17 protein-coding genes are annotated in these 17531 nt (G+C 60.6%); 6 read left to right on the top strand and 11 right to left on the bottom strand.

The window, feature by feature from the left end; genetic code table 11:
- Positions 1-183 precede the first annotated feature (183 nt).
- From GR212_RS16240 to GR212_RS16230, 3 genes are all read left to right on the top strand, one after another.
- Positions 184-2781: a mechanosensitive ion channel family protein gene (locus GR212_RS16240; protein ID WP_163987604.1), complete on the top strand. Its 2598-nt coding sequence runs from the start codon at positions 184-186 to the stop codon at positions 2779-2781.
- A gap of 272 nt (positions 2782-3053) precedes the next feature.
- Positions 3054-3884, top strand: a complete 831-nt coding sequence (locus GR212_RS16235; RefSeq protein WP_163987603.1) for a response regulator — start codon at positions 3054-3056, stop codon at positions 3882-3884.
- 186 nt (positions 3885-4070) lie between these two features.
- The gene (locus tag GR212_RS16230; RefSeq protein WP_163987602.1) at positions 4071-5402 is read left to right on the top strand and encodes a diguanylate cyclase; all 1332 of its coding nucleotides are present in this window, start codon (positions 4071-4073) and stop codon (positions 5400-5402) included.
- Positions 5403-5442: 40 nt separating this feature from the next.
- Here GR212_RS16230 and GR212_RS16225 read toward each other — a convergent pair whose 3' ends face one another.
- The 3 genes from GR212_RS16225 to GR212_RS16215 all read right to left on the bottom strand — a co-directional run bounded on the left by GR212_RS16225 (position 5443) and on the right by GR212_RS16215 (position 7292).
- A complete protein-coding gene (locus GR212_RS16225) occupies positions 5443-6462 on the bottom strand; it encodes a GlxA family transcriptional regulator (protein ID WP_163987601.1) in 1020 nt (339 codons plus the stop codon).
- Positions 6463-6764: 302 nt separating this feature from the next.
- Positions 6765-6971: a DUF1127 domain-containing protein gene (locus GR212_RS16220; protein ID WP_163987600.1), complete on the bottom strand. Its 207-nt coding sequence runs from the start codon at positions 6969-6971 to the stop codon at positions 6765-6767.
- Positions 6972-7046: 75 nt separating this feature from the next.
- A complete protein-coding gene (locus GR212_RS16215) occupies positions 7047-7292 on the bottom strand; it encodes a hypothetical protein (RefSeq protein WP_163987599.1) in 246 nt (81 codons plus the stop codon).
- Between the two features lie 122 nt (positions 7293-7414).
- On the opposite strand from GR212_RS16215, the gene GR212_RS16210 reads away from it, so the two are divergent.
- The gene (locus GR212_RS16210) at positions 7415-8314 is read left to right on the top strand and encodes a LysR family transcriptional regulator (protein WP_163987598.1); all 900 of its coding nucleotides are present in this window, start codon (positions 7415-7417) and stop codon (positions 8312-8314) included.
- Between the two features lie 18 nt (positions 8315-8332).
- Here GR212_RS16210 and GR212_RS16205 read toward each other — a convergent pair whose 3' ends face one another.
- The 7 genes from GR212_RS16205 to GR212_RS16175 all read right to left on the bottom strand — a co-directional run bounded on the left by GR212_RS16205 (position 8333) and on the right by GR212_RS16175 (position 14662).
- Positions 8333-10333, bottom strand: coding sequence for an ASKHA domain-containing protein (locus tag GR212_RS16205; protein ID WP_163987754.1), 2001 nt, complete (start codon positions 10331-10333; stop codon positions 8333-8335).
- 45 nt (positions 10334-10378) lie between these two features.
- A complete protein-coding gene (locus GR212_RS16200; protein WP_163987597.1) occupies positions 10379-10732 on the bottom strand; it encodes a hypothetical protein in 354 nt (117 codons plus the stop codon).
- A gap of 2 nt (positions 10733-10734) precedes the next feature.
- Entirely contained in the window at positions 10735-11700 is a 966-nt protein-coding gene (locus tag GR212_RS16195) for a methyltetrahydrofolate cobalamin methyltransferase (protein ID WP_163987596.1), read from the bottom strand.
- 102 nt (positions 11701-11802) lie between these two features.
- Positions 11803-12909 carry a methylenetetrahydrofolate reductase gene (locus GR212_RS16190; protein WP_163987595.1) on the bottom strand — a complete coding sequence of 369 codons (1107 nt, stop codon included), beginning with the start codon at positions 12907-12909 and terminating at the stop codon, positions 11803-11805.
- Positions 12910-12912: 3 nt separating this feature from the next.
- Entirely contained in the window at positions 12913-13491 is a 579-nt protein-coding gene (locus GR212_RS16185; protein ID WP_163987594.1) for a methylenetetrahydrofolate reductase C-terminal domain-containing protein, read from the bottom strand.
- A complete protein-coding gene (locus GR212_RS16180; RefSeq protein ID WP_069613169.1) occupies positions 13484-13786 on the bottom strand; it encodes a virulence factor in 303 nt (100 codons plus the stop codon). Before GR212_RS16180 ends, GR212_RS16185 begins: the two co-directional genes overlap by 8 nt.
- Before the next feature lie 237 nt (positions 13787-14023).
- Positions 14024-14662 (bottom strand): DUF1638 domain-containing protein, encoded by a 639-nt coding sequence (locus GR212_RS16175; RefSeq protein ID WP_163987593.1) that lies wholly within the window; start codon positions 14660-14662, stop codon positions 14024-14026.
- Positions 14663-14681: 19 nt separating this feature from the next.
- On the opposite strand from GR212_RS16175, the gene GR212_RS16170 reads away from it, so the two are divergent.
- Positions 14682-14840 (top strand): entericidin, encoded by a 159-nt coding sequence (locus tag GR212_RS16170; protein WP_163987592.1) that lies wholly within the window; start codon positions 14682-14684, stop codon positions 14838-14840.
- A gap of 66 nt (positions 14841-14906) precedes the next feature.
- Here the strand turns inward: GR212_RS16170 and GR212_RS16165 are convergent, their stop codons facing one another.
- Entirely contained in the window at positions 14907-15608 is a 702-nt protein-coding gene (locus GR212_RS16165) for a corrinoid protein (protein ID WP_163987591.1), read from the bottom strand.
- Between the two features lie 261 nt (positions 15609-15869).
- Between GR212_RS16165 and GR212_RS16160 the strand changes: the two genes are divergently transcribed.
- Complete coding sequence (locus GR212_RS16160) at positions 15870-17450, top strand: trimethylamine methyltransferase family protein (RefSeq protein WP_163987590.1); 1581 nt, start codon at positions 15870-15872, stop codon at positions 17448-17450.
- Positions 17451-17531 lie beyond the last annotated feature (81 nt).

Genomic DNA, 17531 nt, shown 5'->3' with positions numbered 1-17531 from the left:
GGCTAGGGTTCGGGACCGGATAAAGGCGTGAAATGCCTTTGTGTCGCCTTTCTTTGTCTTACAAGCCGTATGCGTAAAGACTATGAAATTCGCAATCACAATACTGGACGACTCGGCTCTCCATTCTCTGCGGCGATTTCGGTCATCCACTGCCTGCGACCCATGTGTGACGAGGAGCTCTGCTTGCGCCCGCTGAAATTCCGTCTGTTTCTGCTGCCCCTTTTGCTGCTGGGACTGGGCTTCATTGCGGCTGCCGTCCCGCCGGCCGGAGGGTATGCCTTTGCGCAGGATCAGCAACCGGCTCAACCGTCGCAGCAAACGGATCAACAACAGCCTGCGCAGCTGGCCAACGGACTGCTCGAGGCCGCCGTCGCCGATCTCGCCAAGGCGAAGAGGGCCTTCGCGGCGATCCAGGACGGCGCCAAGCAGTCGGAAATGGATGATGAAACGCTGGTGGCGCTATCCGGCCAGGTTGATGATCTCAACCGCTCCGTCACGGCAATTTCGGCACGCCTGAAGCCCCGCACCGCCGAGATCGACACCCGCCTGACCCAGCTCGGCGCCGCCCCCAAGGAGGGGCAGCCGCCGGAAGCTCCGATCGTTACCCAGGAACGCGACAGGCTGAACGCCGAGCGCTCGCAGATCAGCGCCGTCATCCTCGACGCCGACAACCTGACGGCGGAGACCAACCGGCTTTCGATGCAATTGATGGAGATGCGCCGGAAGCTGTTTGCGGAGACGCTGTTCAAGCGGACGGATATTTCCGCGACGACATTTGGCGATGCTGGAGCAGCCCTCGTCGACGAGGGCATAAAGTTCAGCGATGCGGTGACGAGCTGGATCGGCTTCGTGCTGAAGGCAAAGCTTGCCTCGTTCCTTGCCGCGGTCTGCCTGTCGATCGGCGCGGCGTTGCTGTTCCTGTCCGGGGGATATCGGCTGTTCCGCCGTTACTACGTGCAGGACGAAACGATCGAGAACCCACCCTATATCAGCCGGCTCTCAGTCGCCTTCTGGTCGACCCTGATCCGCACGCTGTCGCTGGCGGCCTTCCTGGTCACATCCTTCTTCTTCCTCTCGAATTTCAACGTGCTGCGGCCGGATATCGCGCCGATCCTGGCGGCGATATTCGGCTTCATCGGCCTCGTCTATTTCGTCGGTCGCTTGAGCAATGCCGTCTTTGCGCCGTTCCGGCCGCATTGGCGCCTCGTCAAGCTGTCGAACAAGGGCGCGCATTCGCTGACCTGGTGCCTGCAGGCCATGGCCGTGGTCAACGGCCTGGATTATGTCTTCGATCGCATCAGCGAGTCCATGGGCTCGCCTGTCGTCGTCACCGTGGCGAAGAGCTTTCTCGCGGCGCTGCTGATCGGCCTTATTCTCATTGCGGCGTCCTTCGGTTCGCCGATGCTTGCCAAGAATGGCGATCCGGATGCGCCCGGCCGCCGCTGGCCGCACGGCATGGCGATCATCCTGCGCGTTCTCGGCATATTGGTGATCTTCACTTCGTTCATCGGCTATGTCGGCCTGGCCCGGTTCATGGCGACGCAGCTGATCGTGACGAGCGCCGTCATCGCGACCATGTATCTCGGCTTCCAGCTCGGCAAGGCCGTGTCCAAGCAGGGGGTCTTTGCCGAAACGATCATAGGCCGCTTTCTGGAGAACCGCCTGACGCTCGGCGAAGTGGCGCTCGACCAGGCGGGCCTTGCTGCCGGGCTTGCGACCTATGCCGTCGCGTTGCTGACGGGCATTCCCTTGATCCTGCTGTCCTGGGGTTTCCACATCCAGGATCTGGAACTCTTCGCCTACAAGCTGTTTACCGAAATCCGCATCGGCAACATATCGATCTCGCTGCTCGGTATCTGCGTCGGCATCCTGCTCTTCGCCGGCGGCTATCTTGTCACGCGCTGGTTCCAGCGCTGGCTCGACAGCAATGTCATGGCGCGCGGGCAGGTGGATCTCGGCGTCCGAAACTCGGTGAAGACGGGTATCGGCTATCTCGGCATCGCGGTCGCGGCGATCATCTCCATCTCGGCCGCCGGCATCGACTTGTCGAGTCTGGCGCTCGTCGCCAGCGCCCTGTCGGTCGGTATCGGTTTCGGCCTGCAGAACATCGTGTCGAACTTCGTATCCGGCCTGATCCTGTTGGTGGAGCGGCCGTTCAAGGTCGGCGACTGGATCGTGTCGGGCACATCGGAGGGGATCGTCAAGCGCATTTCCGTGCGCGCCACCGAGATCGAGACCTTCCGCAAGCAGTCGATCATCGTGCCGAATTCCGAACTCATCAACGCTTCGGTCGGCAACTGGACGCATCGCAACAGGCTCGCCCGCTCGGAAATTCCGGTATCCGTCAGCTATGACGCCGATCCGCGCAGGGTCATGGATATTCTGCTGGAACTGGTGCGCGGGATCCCGAAGGTTCTCAGAAATCCCGAGCCGCATGTGGAATTCCTGCGTTTCGGTCCGTCGTCGCTCGACTTCGAAATGCGCTTCTACCTGTCGGATCTTTCCGACGGCATGGAGATCCGCAACAATCTGCGCATCGAAATCCTGAAGCGGTTCAAGGAGGAGGGGATTTCCATTCCCTATCCGCATCAGGAACTGCATATCATTCGCGACGGCAGGAAGAATGGTCAGGCGGAGGTTGCCGCCAATGAGCTGACGGATTCTGCCGACGGCCCGGAGGCGGACAATCACATCGCGGAACGCCTGGCCCTGCCGGCGGAAGAGAATGCACCTGAGGCGAAAGGCGCCGGCCGCCGCCGTGGCAGGACGGTAGCGCAATGATCGGGTGGCCGACAGAAGCGCCTGTGTGACCATTTCGAACGGAGATGGCCGGGGCTCGTGCCTCTCGTCCGGCCTGTCGGGTTCGGATTCCCACTGTCAATTTTGACCACCGATACCGGTTCACGAGCGCGGAAGTGCGGTGCACGCCTGCCAAGCTGCGGCAAAGACCGCTGTTTCTTCATTTCCGGGAAACCAGTCGGCTTAACACATCCGCAAAGGCTTTGTCCTAGAACGGTACAGAGGGGACGATATTTCAAAAGCAGGTTTTCATTATGCCATTTCTGGGTGTTTCTGGAATGCAATATTCCGGTGCGTCGCTTGCCGGACCGCGCATTCTGCTCGTCGAGGATTCCAATCTTTTTACGTCGATGATCCGAGCCCGGATGAAGGAGCTCCTGGATATCGACGTCGAGATTTGCCGCACCTTCGAGGAGCTGCAGCTCGCCTACGACAAGTCGTCGGAGCCGATCAAGCTGGCAATCTCGAATATGAACCTGCCCGGTGCGGAAAAGGGCGAGGCCCTGACCTACCTGCTCGATCTCAGCATTCCCACGATCGCCTTCACCGGCACCTTCCTGGAAGGCACCCGCGATGAACTGATCGCCAAGGATGTCGTGGACTACATTCTCAAGGACAATGTGTTCGCGGTCGACATGCTGGCGGAGTCGATCTGCCGCTTCCTTACCAACCACCGTCATCATGTCCTCATCGTCGACGATAGCGCGACGGCGCGCGCCCTGTTGTCCAGCCGGCTGAAGCGCTACAACTTCCGTGTCAGCGTCGCGGAGAGCGGTGCCAAGGCGCTGGAGGTCCTGAAGGCCAATCCGGATATCGGTCTCATGGTGACGGACTACAACATGCCCGACATGGACGGTTTCGATCTGACGCGACGCATCCGTTCCACCACCGGCTCGCACGAGCTGCGCATCATCGGTGTTTCCTCATCCAACAACCGGCTGCTTTCGGCCCGTTTCCTCAAGGCGGGCGGCAATGACTTCATCTTGCGGCCGTTTATCGATGAGGAATTCTACTGCCGCGTGAATCAAAATCTGGACACCCTGCTGCAGATACAGGTCGCTCGTAAGGTCGAAGAAACCGCCTAGGCATTGAAATACCTGGCAAGAGCGGCTCTGAAAAAGTGAGGAGAAATCATTTTTATGTAAATCTCCGCAATCTGTGGTTCCAATTTTTCACGAATCCTGTTCAGGATAACGGAGAAGGCGGCTTAGCCAGAGTAGCGATTGACTGAATATTCATGCATCCGGGGATGCGGGAGGAATTGAAGGGAAATGGTACGGCAGGTGGGATACCTCAGCGGCGGCATCGGCCACCGCAATGGCAACCAGAAGATACTTCTGGTCGAGGATTCCCGCATGTTTTCAGCTGTGCTGTCGCATCGGTTTGAAACTGAGCTCGGGCTCGCCGTGGTCCATTGCTCATCGTTGAAGATGTTGAACGAAGCGCTGGCCGATACGGGCCGCGACTTCACCATGGCGGTCATCGACCTCAATCTTCCCGATGCCGCTCATGGCGAGGCCCTGGACGTGGCCGTTGCCCATAATATTCCCACCATCGTTTTCACCGCATCTTTCGATATGACGACGCGCAACCGCATCATGGAGCGCAGCGTGGTCGACTATGTGCTCAAGGATGGCGAGTTCGCGCTCGACAATCTGGTCTCGTCCCTCAGGCGCGCCATCGCCAACCGTTCGACGCGCGTTCTGGTTGTGGATGATGTGCCGTCCGCCCGGGCGATGCTGACGGATCTGCTTCACGCTCAGCAGTTCAAGGTCGCCGAAGCCGGCACGGGCGTCGAAGCTTTGGCGATGCTCGAAACCTTCGACGATATCGAAGTCGTCGTCACCGACTACAACATGCCCGACATGAACGGCCATGAGCTGACCCGTCGCATTCGCCATCGCTACGGGTCGGACCGGATGCGGATCATCGGCATTTCGTCTTCCAACGATCGTTTGCTATCTGCGACATTTCTGAAGGCGGGCGCGAGCGACTTCATCTATCGCCCCTTCGTTCCGGAGGAGCTGCAGTGCCGCATCGCATTGAATGTGGAGACGTTGTCGCAGCTGAAGCAGTTGCGCGCGGCGGCGGCGAGCGACTATCTGACCGGCCTCTACAACAGGCGCTATTTCTACGATCACGGCCCGCGCCTGGTGAACGAGTGCCTGCGCCGTCAGCGTCCGAGCTCGGTCGCGATTCTCGATATCGACCGCTTCAAGCATCTGAACGACACCTATGGTCACGAGATCGGGGACCAGGTGCTGAAGGCCGTTGCCGGCAGGCTTCACGAATTGCTTGACGGCACCGACAATCTGCTCTCCCGCCTCGGCGGCGAGGAGTTTGCCATTCTGTTTACGGAAATGAATTCCCGCGCTGCAACCGCGCTATGCGACGAGGTTCGCCTCAGTATTGCGGATCTGAAGGTTCACGCAGATGACGAAGAGCTGTCTGTGACCGTTTCCATCGGCGTGGCCGAGATCGTCGGATACGAATCCTTCGACAACTATCTCAATGCTGCGGATCAGTTTCTCTACATGGCCAAGCACAATGGCCGCAATCAGGTCTATTCCGACTTCAAAATGACGGAAGAGGCGGCCGAGTAGGCCGCCTTCATCGATCCCATTGCCTTGATTTTCGACACTCTCAGACGACGATACCGGTGCGGTTCGTCGACATGGTCAGCTTGCGCTCTGCGCGCTCCTGCTGTGGCGAGCGATTGTAGAGTTCGCGATAACACTTGGAAAAGTGCGAGGCGGATACGAAGCCGCAGGCGACCGCCACTTCGACCACGGGCATGGAGGACTGCACGAGCAGGTGCCGGGCGCGATCCAGCCGGATTTCGAGATAGTAGCGGGCCGGAGAGCGGCCCATTTCCTGCCGGAAGAGACGCTCGATCTGGCGGCGCGACAGGCCGGCATCGTCGGCGATTTCCAGAAGCGACAGCGGCTCGGCGAGGTTGCTCTCCATCAGCTCGATGATCGACAGTACCTTGGCGTTCTGCACGCCGAGGCGCGCGCGCAGCGGCAGGCGCTGGCGATCGTGCGGGCTGCGGACGCGATCGGTCAGCTGCTGCTCGCAGACGCGGTTGACGAGGTTTTCGCCAAAATCCTGGCCGATAAGATTCAGCATCATGTCGAGCGAAGCCGTGCCGCCGGCGCAGGTGTAGATATTGCTGTCGACTTCGTAGAGGTCGGCATAGACTTCCGCCTGAGGGAAGGTCTCCGAGAAGCCCGGAAGGTTCTCCCAATGGATCGCACAGCGCTTGCCGTTCAGCAGGCCTGCCTGGGCAAGCACATGGGCGCCCGTACAGAGGCTGCCGACGGCAACGCCGCGATTGTATGTCTCGCGCAGCCAGGCATTGACCGATTTGTTGTGGAACTCCTCGACATAGATGCCGGAACAGACCAGCACCATGTTCGGGCGGTTCTCGCCGCCGAGATAGCGGCGCTCGTCCGTGAGGGAGGAGTTGACCTCCAATCCGATGCCGCTGGAAGAATAGACCTTCTGACCGTCGCTGGAGGCAAGCCGCCATGTATAGGCGGGGTAGCCCAGCATGCGATTGGCAATCCGCAGCGTTTCAATCGCGGCGGAAAACGGCAGCATGGTAAAATGCGGAACGAGAAAGAAAACCAGGGAACGCGTCTTGATCGGGGTCTTGCTCATATTGTGAAAATCCCATGCTCCAGGCCGTTACGTATTCCTTGCGTCAAATACGTCGGCTCGATGGTCTATTAGCGACATTGGCATGGATAATCGCGGCCGCAAAGAGATATTTGCGCTTGCTATGAAAAATGCGACGCTGGAGGAGGGAGGCAGAGGGGAGGCAAGCAATATGCCCGGACAACTAAATATATATGGGGGTAATTCTCAAGATTAAGTCTGAATGCGCGTCTGGATGCTAAATGTTCAAAAGGCGACACTCTCTTGGGTTGAGCGCCGCCTTCAGTGTTTATGGCTTCCTGCAGTCATCGCATCGCCTGCGAATTCTTGCCATCGCTTGCGGCCGGCCAGCCCAGGTCCTTGCGCATGTCGTCGGACAGAGACTCAAGTTCGCGGAGCGAACGCCATTGCTGCCAGCGACGGGCAATGCGGGAGAAGAGAGGCATATAGCCACCACTGGAGGGAAGCGAGGTCCCCATGGTGCTTGGATGTCTGTAACTGATCGTGGTCATTTCCGGGTTCCTTTCCATGTCGATCGCTCGAAATCCGACGTCCATCGACGCCTCAATATGGATCGAGCGAATTCATCAATCAAACGAATAGATCTTATGATTGCCATTAGTATTTTTGAACGAAAGTATCTGGCCGGACTTTCGTTCGAGAGGGGTCAGTGTTCTGTCCGGCGGCAGGCCGCGCGCATTGACGTCATCGATCAGATGGGCGGGAAAGCGTGTCGCGATCTCGTCAAGCGTGTGTTGTGCCGTCCGTTGAATCTTCCGAACCTGAAGAAGGGTATAAAGGCGGGATGCCTCGCCCAATGCCGTGCCAGCCATGATTTTGCTCCTTTGCGGCTGTCCGCGTGAATTTCCATGACAACTAATATGGGGCTTCGTTGACATTCAGACAAATGAAATGATATGGTGCTTATCATCAGAAAAATTGAAAGGTGATCGATATGACCGTTCCGTTCCGCCGGCCCATACCGTTGCTTGACAATGAAGTTCTGCGCACTTTCGTCGCCATTGCCGAGACGGGAAATTTCTCCACCGCCGCCGACGCCGTGTTCCGCACGCCATCCGCCGTTTCGATGCAGATCAAGAAGCTGGAAGAGCAGCTGGGCGTGATGCTGTTTCTGCGTGATGCCCGCTCCGTGAGCCTTACGCAGCACGGAGAGATGCTGCTTTCTTATGCCCGCAACATTCTGGCGTTGTCCAACGAGGCCGTATCGCGCTTCATCATGCCCGAACTCAGCGGCGTCGTCCGTTTGGGTGCGCCCGACGATATAGGCGAGCGGCTGTTGCCGAGCATTCTCAAGAGCTTTTCCGAAAGCTATCCGGGCATCATGGTCGATGTGACGGTCGATATGAGCATACAGCTGAAGAAGCGCATCGAGGAACAGCGACTGGACCTGGCGCTGATCAACTGCGCGACGCGGCCGTTCCCGACGAACGGCGAAGTGATCTACACGGAGCGTCTCGTCTGGGCCGGCGCCAAGTGCGGCACCGCCTATCGGCGCGATCCCTTGCCGATCTCCATTTGGGAGGAAGGCTGTATCTGGCGGTCGGAGGCCATGGCGCAGCTGGAGCGGCAGAAACGTCCGTATCGCGTCTCCTATCTCAGCGCCCACACAATGGCGCAACGTGCCGCGGTCGTTTCCGATCTGGCCATCGCACCGTTTCCGCGGTCCTACGTCACCGAGGATATGGAGATCCTCGGACCGAGCGAAGGGCTGCCGGAACTGACGTCCTTCGACATTCGCCTTTTGACGGCGTCGCAAATGACCGGGCCGATGAAGGCGGTGGCCGACAGCATTCGTCAGGCCTTTGTCGAGATCGGGCGCAAAATGGCCGCGTGAACCGCGGCCATTTGCATCTTATTCGCGGCTGCGGCGACGCCTGCGGCCGCCGCCTTCTCCTGTCTCGTCGGGGATCTGTTTGCGCTCCGGCAGGGTCACGACCTTGGAGAGTTCCGGGAAGCTGTCCACCTTGTTCGGCAGAGCCATGGCGTAGACGAAATGCTCCTGAAACTTTGATTCAAGCGCCGTCTCTATCTTCTCGATTTTGCTGACGGTTTCCTCGATCTCGCGGCGATGGCCGCGGTTGAGAAGCGCCATGCGCGCACCGGTGCCGGCGGCGTTGCCGACGGCCTTCACCTTGTCGAGCGTGCAATCGGGAATGAGGCCGAGCACCATGGCGTATTTCGGGTCGATGAAGGTGCCGAATGCGCCGGCAAGGCCGATGCGGTCGACATGATCGATACCCTGCTTGTCCATCAGCAGCTTGACGCCCGCATAGAGCGCGGCCTTGGCAAGCTGGATGGCGCGGATATCGTTCTGGGTCACCGTGATGCGCGGTTCGCCGTCGCGCAGAAGATAGGAATAGGTGCGGCCGTTCTGCAGGATGCGCGGCGAACGCGCCGCCATCGAGCCGTCGACCACGCCGTCTTCCGAGATGATGCCGGTCAGGAACATTTCGGCCACGACCTCGATGATGGCCGAGCCGCAGATGCCCGTCACGCCAACCTTGGCGGCGTCTTCCTCGAAGCCCGGCTCATCCGACCACGCTTCGATGCCGATCACGCGGTAGCGCGGCTCCAGCGTGACAGGATCGATGCGAACGCGCTCGATCGCGCCGGGTGCCGCGCGCTGGCCGCTGGAGATTTCAGCGCCTTCGAAGGCGGGACCGGTCGGCGAGGAGGCTGCGACGACGCGCTGGCGATTGCCGAGCACGATCTCGGCATTGGTGCCGATGTCGACCAGCAGCATCATCTCATCCTGTCGATGCGGCCCCTCGGCAAGCGTGGCGGCAGCGGCATCGGCGCCGACGTGGCCGGCGATGCAGGGCAGCATGTAGACGCGCGTGCCGGCATTCATCGGCAGGCCGATTTCCGCCGATTTCAGATGCACCGCACCCGAGACGGCGAGCGCGAAGGGGGCGCCGCCAAGCTCGGTCGGGTCGATGCCGAGGAAGAGGTGGTGCATGATCGGGTTGCCGACGAAGACGGCGTTCAGAATATCCTCGCGCGAGACGCCGCCATCGGCGCAGACCTTGTCGATCAAGCCGTTGAGCGCTTCGCGGACCGCGTTGGTCATCGCTTCGCGGCCGTCGGGATTCATCATCACGTAGGAGACGCGGCTCATCAGATCCTCGCCGAATCGGATCTGCGGGTTCGAGGCGCCGGCCGATGCGACGGTTCTGCCCGACAGCAGCGATGAAAGATGCATGGCGATCGTCGTCGAGCCGATATCGCAGGCGATGCCGTAAGCCTCGTTCTTCAGGCCCGGATAGAGCGCGATCAGGCGAGGACGCTCGTTGTCCTGGTCGCGATGAATGGCTGCCGTCACCTTCCATTCGCCCTTGCGCAGGATCGACTGCACCTGTGGAATGAGGTGAAAATCCACCTCGAGATTGTCGTATTTCCAATCCGCCGCGATTGCCGCCTTCAGGCGGTCCAGATCGCCGAGCGGCTTGTGCATATCGGGCTCTTCGACCTCCACATAGCACATGTGCACGGCCGGATCGCGGGCGATGACGCGCTCGTCGGCCGCCTTTCGCACCACCTGGGCATTGATGACGGTATCCTGCGGCACGTCGATGACGAGATCGCCCTGGATCAGGGCCGAGCACGAGAGGCGGCGCCCCTCGGGCAGGTCACGCACCTCGGCGTAGCGGCGCTCCTTCGGGCCGATCGGCGAGAGATGGTCGTTGGACGAAACGATCTTGTGCTTGGCGAAATTGCCTTCCTGCACCGAGACCTGGCAACGTCCGCAAGTCGCGCGGCCGCCGCAGACGCTTTCGACATAGACGCCGAGCTGCCGAGCGGCCTCGAGCACGGGCATTCCCACCGGGAAACGGCCGCGCTTGCCGGAGGGCATGAAAAGGACGAGTGGATTCGCGCTGTCGCCGGCTTGAGCCACGGATCAGTCTTTCTGTTTGCTAAGGCGGCGCACGTTCGAGCGAACGCGCTTGCTATAAGGTTTGACGGCTGCCTGGGCGATGGAATCCGCCGCCCGATGCGAGGAGGGGTTTCGTCCGGTCGCCATGGCTGTCATTGCCGCGATATTCTGCTCGGCCATCGCCATGTTCGCGGCGATGAAGCTTTCCCCGGCGGCGGCCACTTTTTCGGTGATCATTCGGTTGAATTCGGTCGTGTTCACGCGGCCGCCCGTCAGAGCCGTCATCCACATTTGCGACAGGCGCATACCCATGACCATGGGTGCCTGGATCCATAAAGTGGCAAGGTCGTCGGAAAGCTTCCGGCTTGGGTAGGTCATCGCTATTCCCTCGTCGCGCCGGCGCCGGCGCGCGCCGCACGGCCGCCACGACGTCCGCCGCCCGCCGAAGGAGCAGCGGTCGCCTGCGTTGCCGGCCCGCCTTCCGCCGGCTTGTAGTCGCGATAGGTCATGATCCAGTTGGTGCAATTGGCATCCGTGCCGTTCAGCACGTTGGCGGCGCGCACCGCCTCCATTTCCTGCGGACGGCAGGGGTTCATGATGGCCGACGTCATGCCGGCGCCGATGACCATCGGAATGAAGCCGGCATTGATGCCATGGCGATGCGGCAGGCCGAAGGAGATGTTGGACAGGCCGCAGGTGGTGTTGACCTTGAGTTCGTTGCGCAGGCGATGCAGCAGCGCGAAAACCTGGCGGCCGGCGTCGCCCAGCGCGCCGATCGGCATGACGAGCGGATCGACGACGATATCCTCGGGCTTGATGCCGTGGTCCATGGCGCGCTCGACGATCTTCTTGGCGACGGCGAAGCGCACGTCCGGGTCCATGGAAATCCCGGTTTCGTCATTGGAGATCGCGACGACGGGCACGTCGTATTTCTTGACCAGCGGTAGGATGGCTTCGAGCTTTTCCTCTTCGCCTGTCACCGAATTGACCAGCGGCCGGCCCTTGGCGACCTTCAGCGCGGCCTCGATGGCCGCGGTGACCGAACTGTCGATCGAGAGCGGTACGTCGACCAGCCCTTGCACGATCTCCAGCGTCCTTACCAGAAGCCCCGGTTCCGTTTCGTTCGGGTTGACCGAGGTGACGCCGGCGTTGACGTCGAGCATGGTCGCGCCGGCGGCCACCTGTTCCAGCGCATCCTTGATGACGGTGTCGAAATTGCCTTCGATCATCTCGGCGGCAAGCTTCTTGCGCCCCGTCGGGTTGATGCGCTCGCCGATCACGCAGAAGGGCTGGTCGAAACCGATGACGATCTCGCGAGTGGCGGAGGCAACGATGGTACGCGTCATGTCAGATCCTCTGGTCGGTTGGCCCGATAGCTGGTCTATCGTGCCCTGATTTGGGTTACAAGCCGCTCGGCTGCTGCGCCGGCCTGTTGTGGTCTGTTGAAATCAATGTGCCTGCTGGGGCGTATGATGGGCCGCAATTTCCGCCATTGCCTGCTGGTTTTCTTCCCTGCCTTCGCTGATCTGGTGCAGTCGCTCGGCAACCAGGGCGTCGGTGCGGCTCGCCTCGCGCTTCCACGGCTGGCGGCCCTTCAGCACGCCGGAATCATGCACCATTTCGGCGACATATTCTTCCTGGCGGTAGGCCATGACGTGAACGCCGGAAACACCCTCGATCTCCTTCACCTCGTTGATGATGTCGATGCAGAGCTGCTTGCCTTCCTTCTTCTGATCCTGCGCGCCCTCGATGCGTTTGATGACGGCATCGGGAATGTGGACGCCGGGCACGTTGGAGCGCATCCAGCGGGCGGTCTTTGCCGATGCGAGCGGTCCGACACCGACGAGAATGAAGCATTTCTCGGTCAGGCCGAGGTCGCGCACTTTCTTCATATAGTCGCGGAACATCGGCACGTCGTAGCAATACTGGCTCTGGACGAACTGTGCCCCGGCCTCGATCTTCTTCGCCAGCCGATAGGGGCGGAAGTCGTAAGGCGGCGCGAAGGGGTTGATGGCGGCACCGAGAAAGACTTTCGGTGGGGAGGTCAGCTTGCGGCCGGACAGGAATTTCGCGTTGTCGCGCATGACGCGCACGGTCTCCAGCAGCGACATGCAATCGAGATCGAAGACCGGCTTGGCGCCCGGCTGGTCGCCGGCCTGCACGCCGTCACCGGTCAGGCACATGATGTTGCACACACCCATGGCGGCGGCGCCCAGCACATCGCCCTGAATGGCGATGCGGTTCTTGTCGCGGCAGGCAATCTGCATGATGGGCGCGTAGCCCATGCGCGTCAGCAAGGCGCAGATTCCGACCGAGGACATATGGCAGTTGGCGCCGGAGGCATCGACGGCGTTGATCCCGTCCACCCAGCCTTCGAAGATGGCGGCACGCTCGTAGACGTCTTCGGCATTGGCGCTGTCGGGCGGGTTCAGCTCGGCGGTCACGGCGAATTCGCCGCGGCGAAGCACACGCTCCAGCCGTCCGAGTGAATAATGGCCGGGCAGGGGATCGAGCGGCAGATGCACGCCAAGCGGATTTTCATCGATGTGCGCCATCGCTCAGGCTTCCTTTTTCGCCGCTTCGCGGGCCGCTGCCGCTTCCGCCGTGACACGAAGCCAGGAGGAGGTTTCGCGCAACGACTGGTTCACGGGCTTCTGCACCTTCAGGATCGCGTCGCCCTGGGTCATGTTTCTCGAGCCGTTCCAGGCCTGCACCCAGACGCAGGGCATGTCGGGCTCCACCTCGCAGTTGCCGTTGGCGCGGACGCCGCCGCATGGCCCATTGCGCAACTGCTTGGGACAGTTCATCGGGCAGGACATGCCCGTCGAAGACAGCGCACACTGGCCGCACATGCGGCAATCGAACAGAAAGCCCTTCACGTTGCGTTCGATGAAGGTGATCGGGCGCTCCACACGCTCGTAGCCGAATGCCTTCCACAATGGATGAAGCACGAGGAAGGCGTCGGCAAAGCGGCGATAGAACCACTCGAGGAAGCGTGAGTGACGCACGGCCCAGAGACGGACCGTGTATTTGCGCCGGGCGCGGCGATTGGGAGAGACGCCGGCCGGCGTATAGGCGCCGCTCGCAGCCTTCGCTCCCGCCGCGGCGTTGCCTGGCTTCGGAAGGGCGTCAGCCATTGTCGCGGCCTCCGGCCTTCACCAGCGCCACCAGCCGTTCGCGATCATAGGCGGCCTCGAGTTCGCCCGCGGCCTTGTCTGCTTCGGCTTCGAGATCGTCGGAGACCGGCACGGGGTCCGCCTTGCGCCATTCGGCGAGATAGTCATCCGTTTCCGCCGCACCCGTGCGCATGGCGCACATGTCGATTGCCTCGGTAAAGCGCAGCGAAAGCTCGCGTTTTGCCGTCTGCCTGCCCTTTTTGATAATCACCTGGGCCGGGATGTCCCGCCAGTAGACGACAATGCGATCCGCCATGCACATAATCTCCTCTTCACGCAAGAATGCACGCCGGCCGACCATCGGACTGCGCTCGCCACGACGCGGCACATGCCGAAAAGCGACGCGACATGAAAACCTCGCCTTCAAGCATCCTCAGCGCACATTATCCTTTGAAACGGCCGAGTTCGAACTGTGGTTGAATGTCCGTGACTCGTCCAGCATGTCGGTCCCGGTAAAGAATAGGAAGGCGAAAAAGCGACATGTGCGTCGCAATCAGACGGTCGGCAATTCGCGGGCGAGATCGCCGTAACCGGTGTAGCGATATTCGTAGTCCAGGCCGAGATAGGCGGCCGCTTCCTTGGCCTTTGCCTGCAGGACGGGATCTTCCTCCTGCGAGAGGTAGACCACCTTGCGGTAGTTGCCGAAATACATGTCGCGCAGTTCCGGATGACGATCCAGACCGAGCGGAACGATGACGAAGGCTTCGAACTGACGGGCCAGAAAGTCTGTCAGGAAAAACGAGGTGATGTCGTCGTCGCGCGCCGCGAAAGCCTCATTGCCCGTAAAGAAGGAATAACAGTGCGGGCCGGAAAGCCGTTCGATCTTCTCGCGCTCGCAGATCCTGTCGATATCCCCTCCCGTGCCGCAATCCGCATAGCCGATGAAAATCTTCTCGAAGCCGCGCGTGCGGGCATCCGCAATGGCCTGTTCCAGAGCCGGAGCGATCTTCTGCGGATAGGAATGGTAGATCGCGGGAAGACAGTGCAGATCGATGTGATCGAGCCTGTTTATTCTGGTGAGCGCCAGTATTTCGCGCGCGATTGCGCCGCACGCGATCACATGAACTTTTTTCTCTGTCGTGCGTTTACCACGCGGAGGAGTTGCCTCCGGCTTTTGTCTATCGATATCCATTCAGAGAGGGTTCCCAATCATGACTGCACCGACACTCAGCAAAATTGCCACCGCCTGCGCAGTCCTCATGGTCCTTGCTTCATGCGCGAATACCATTCGCGGCGTCGGCAAAGACACTGCAAATGCAGTGAACGCAACCGAGGATGCCGGTCACACCGTCAAGAAAGCTGCTCAATAACTGATTTGGGATGCCGATGGGCCGGCGACAACCCCTTCGGTTGCCGCCGGTACAAGGTTGCCGTAATCAGGCGCCTGCAGCCAGGCTGTTATGCTTGCGCTTCATAAATTCCTTCGCGGTCTCGACCGCGACAGCAGCGTCGCGGCAATAGGCATCCGCGCCCACCGCCTTGCCGAATTCTTCGTTCAACGGTGCGCCGCCGACGAGAACGACATAGTCGTCGCGCAGGCCTTTTTCCTTCAACGTGTCGATGACGACCTTCATATAGGGCATCGTCGTCGTCAACAGGGCGGACATGCCGAGAATATCGGGCTGTTCGCGTTCAATGGCGTCGAGATAGTTTTCGACCGGATTGTTGATGCCTAGGTCGATGACGTCGAAACCGGCGCCCTCCATCATCATGCCGACGAGATTCTTGCCGATGTCGTGGATATCGCCCTTGACGGTGCCGATCACCATCTTGCCGAGTTTCGGCGCACCGGTCTGCGCCAGCAGCGGCCGCAGGATGAACATCCCGGCCTTCATCGCATTGGCGGAAAGCAGGACTTCCGGAACGAACAGAATGCCGTCGCGGAAATCGATGCCAACGATGCGCATGCCTTCGACAAGCGCCTGCGTCAGAACATCGTAGGGTGTCCAGCCGCGATCGAGAAGGATCTGCGTTGCTTCCTCGATCTCCTCCTTCAACCCGTCGTAGAGGTCGTCATGCATCTGCTGCACAAGTTCCTCATCAGAAAGTTCCGCGAGAATGATTTCGTCGTCAGACATGCGCTCCATCCCGTTTTCGTGCAATGCATCAGAGGCTTGTATAAAACACTGTCGCTATTATCGATAGACCCGAAGTCTGCCAAAACTCTTTTCGAAAGCGACGTCGCGCGGATCAATCGCGACGAATGGAGAACAGTCGTTATTGGCGCGCCGATGTCTGTCCTATGCTAGTTGCTGGCGCATTAAGGAACGTCCGTCTGGCGGAATCGGGTAGCATAGGGTCATGATAGACGCTTCCATGCGCAAGAGTGAGGAAACACCATGGACGATATGATTGAGCAACCGGCTGCAGGCAATGAAGGCGGTGGACGGCGTTCGCGCAGCGAGGGCAGGGGTGCCGCCGCACGGCGCGCGTCGCGCACCGGCGGCGGAGCTGGCCCTTCGCTTCCCTATATCGTCCGCAAGATCGGCGTCTACGAAGTGCTGGATGAAGAGGGTCTGGCACTTATCGAACGCAACGCCGATACGGTGCTGGAGGAGATCGGCATAGAGTTTCGCGACGATGCGGAGGCTCTGGCCTTGTGGAAGGAAGCCGGAGCCGATGTGCGCGGCCAGCGCGTTCACTTCCCGAAGGGGCTTTGCCGCGAACTCCTGAAGACGGCGCCGAAGGAATTTACCTGGCATGCGCGCAACAGCGCCCGCAATGCCCATGTCGGCGGGAAGGCGACGATCTTCGCTCCCGTCTACGGCCCGCCCTTCGTGCGTGATCTCGACGGCAACCGCCGTTATGCGACGATCGAGGATTTCCGCAATTTCGTGAAGCTCGCCTATATGGCGCCGTCGATGCATTCGTCCGGCGGCACGGTTTGCGAGCCGGTCGACATTCCGGTGAACAAGCGCCACCTCGACATGATCTACAGCCATATCAAATATTCCGACAAGCCGTTCATGGGTTCGGTCACGGCGCCGGAACGCGCCGAAGACACGATTGCGATGGCGAAAATCGTGTTCGGCGACGATTTCGTCGAGAACAATTGCGTGACGCTGAACCTCATCAACGCCAATTCGCCGATGGTGTTCGACGAGACCATGCTCGGCGCCCTGAAGGTCTATGCGAAGCACAATCAGGCATCGGTCGTTTCGCCCTTCATCCTTTCCGGCGCGATGAGCCCCGTGACGGTTGCCGGTACGCTGACGCAGATCCTGGCCGAGGTGCTGGCGGGCGCTTCCTTCACGCAGCTGATCCGCAAGGGCTCGCCTGTGCTGTTCGGCACCTTTGCCGCATCCATCTCGATGCAGTCGGGTGCGCCGACCTTCGGCACGCCGGAACCGTCGCTGGTCTCCTATGGCGCGGCGCAGCTCGCCCGCCGTCTCGGCCTGCCGTTCCGTACCGGCGGTTCGCTGTGCGCCTCGAAGGTGCCGGATGCGCAGGCTGCGCATGAATCGGCCAATACGTTGAACATGACGCTGCTGGCCGGCACGAATTTCGTGCTTCATGCGGCAGGGTGGCTGGAAGGCGGTCTCGTCTCCTCCTACGAAAAGTTCATGATCGATCAGGATCAGCTGGGCATGATGCAGAAGATGGCCGAAGGCATCGATCTGTCCGACAACGGCCAGGCGCTGGATGCCATCCGCGAGGTCGGACCCGGAAGCCATTACCTCGGCTGCGGCCACACGCAGGCCAACTTCCAATCCGCCTTCTATCGCTCGGCGCTTGCCGACAACAATTCCTTCGAGCAGTGGGAGATCGAGGGCCAGAAGCGCATCGAGGATCGCGCCAATGCGCTTTGCCGCTCCTGGCTCGACCACTACGAAGCGCCGCCGCTCGATCCGGCTGTCGACGAGGCGTTGCTTGCCTATATCCAGAAGCGCAAGGACTCGATGCCGGACGCCTTCACCTGAAGAGAGCCCGAGGCCGCCAGGGAGCAAGGCGGAGCGACACGCGTTGCCGATCTGATCCAGAAGGAGGTCTGGCGGCCGCAC

Origin of the sequence: Martinezella lusitana (assembly GCF_010668395.1) — a bacterium.
Taxonomy (GTDB): domain Bacteria; phylum Pseudomonadota; class Alphaproteobacteria; order Rhizobiales; family Rhizobiaceae; genus Rhizobium; species Rhizobium lusitanum_A.
This window is presented reverse-complemented; position numbering and strand designations above follow the sequence as displayed.

Coding starts and splice junctions, on each gene's coding strand:
- GR212_RS16200 (WP_163987597.1), bottom strand. CDS start 10,732: ATGACCTACCCAAGCCGGAAGCTTTCCGACGACCTTGCCACTTTATGG.
- GR212_RS16160 (WP_163987590.1), top strand. CDS start 15,870: ATGGACGATATGATTGAGCAACCGGCTGCAGGCAATGAAGGCGGTGGA.
- GR212_RS16190 (WP_163987595.1), bottom strand. CDS start 12,909: ATGGCGCACATCGATGAAAATCCGCTTGGCGTGCATCTGCCGCTCGAT.
- GR212_RS16195 (WP_163987596.1), bottom strand. CDS start 11,700: ATGACGCGTACCATCGTTGCCTCCGCCACTCGCGAGATCGTCATCGGT.
- GR212_RS16165 (WP_163987591.1), bottom strand. CDS start 15,608: ATGTCTGACGACGAAATCATTCTCGCGGAACTTTCTGATGAGGAACTT.
- GR212_RS16210 (WP_163987598.1), top strand. CDS start 7,415: ATGACCGTTCCGTTCCGCCGGCCCATACCGTTGCTTGACAATGAAGTT.
- GR212_RS16170 (WP_163987592.1), top strand. CDS start 14,682: ATGACTGCACCGACACTCAGCAAAATTGCCACCGCCTGCGCAGTCCTC.
- GR212_RS16175 (WP_163987593.1), bottom strand. CDS start 14,662: ATGGATATCGATAGACAAAAGCCGGAGGCAACTCCTCCGCGTGGTAAA.
- GR212_RS16235 (WP_163987603.1), top strand. CDS start 3,054: ATGCCATTTCTGGGTGTTTCTGGAATGCAATATTCCGGTGCGTCGCTT.
- GR212_RS16220 (WP_163987600.1), bottom strand. CDS start 6,971: ATGACCACGATCAGTTACAGACATCCAAGCACCATGGGGACCTCGCTT.
- GR212_RS16215 (WP_163987599.1), bottom strand. CDS start 7,292: ATGGCTGGCACGGCATTGGGCGAGGCATCCCGCCTTTATACCCTTCTT.
- GR212_RS16230 (WP_163987602.1), top strand. CDS start 4,071: ATGGTACGGCAGGTGGGATACCTCAGCGGCGGCATCGGCCACCGCAAT.
- GR212_RS16180 (WP_069613169.1), bottom strand. CDS start 13,786: ATGGCGGATCGCATTGTCGTCTACTGGCGGGACATCCCGGCCCAGGTG.
- GR212_RS16185 (WP_163987594.1), bottom strand. CDS start 13,491: ATGGCTGACGCCCTTCCGAAGCCAGGCAACGCCGCGGCGGGAGCGAAG.
- GR212_RS16205 (WP_163987754.1), bottom strand. CDS start 10,333: ATGCCCTCCGGCAAGCGCGGCCGTTTCCCGGTGGGAATGCCCGTGCTC.
- GR212_RS16225 (WP_163987601.1), bottom strand. CDS start 6,462: ATGAGCAAGACCCCGATCAAGACGCGTTCCCTGGTTTTCTTTCTCGTT.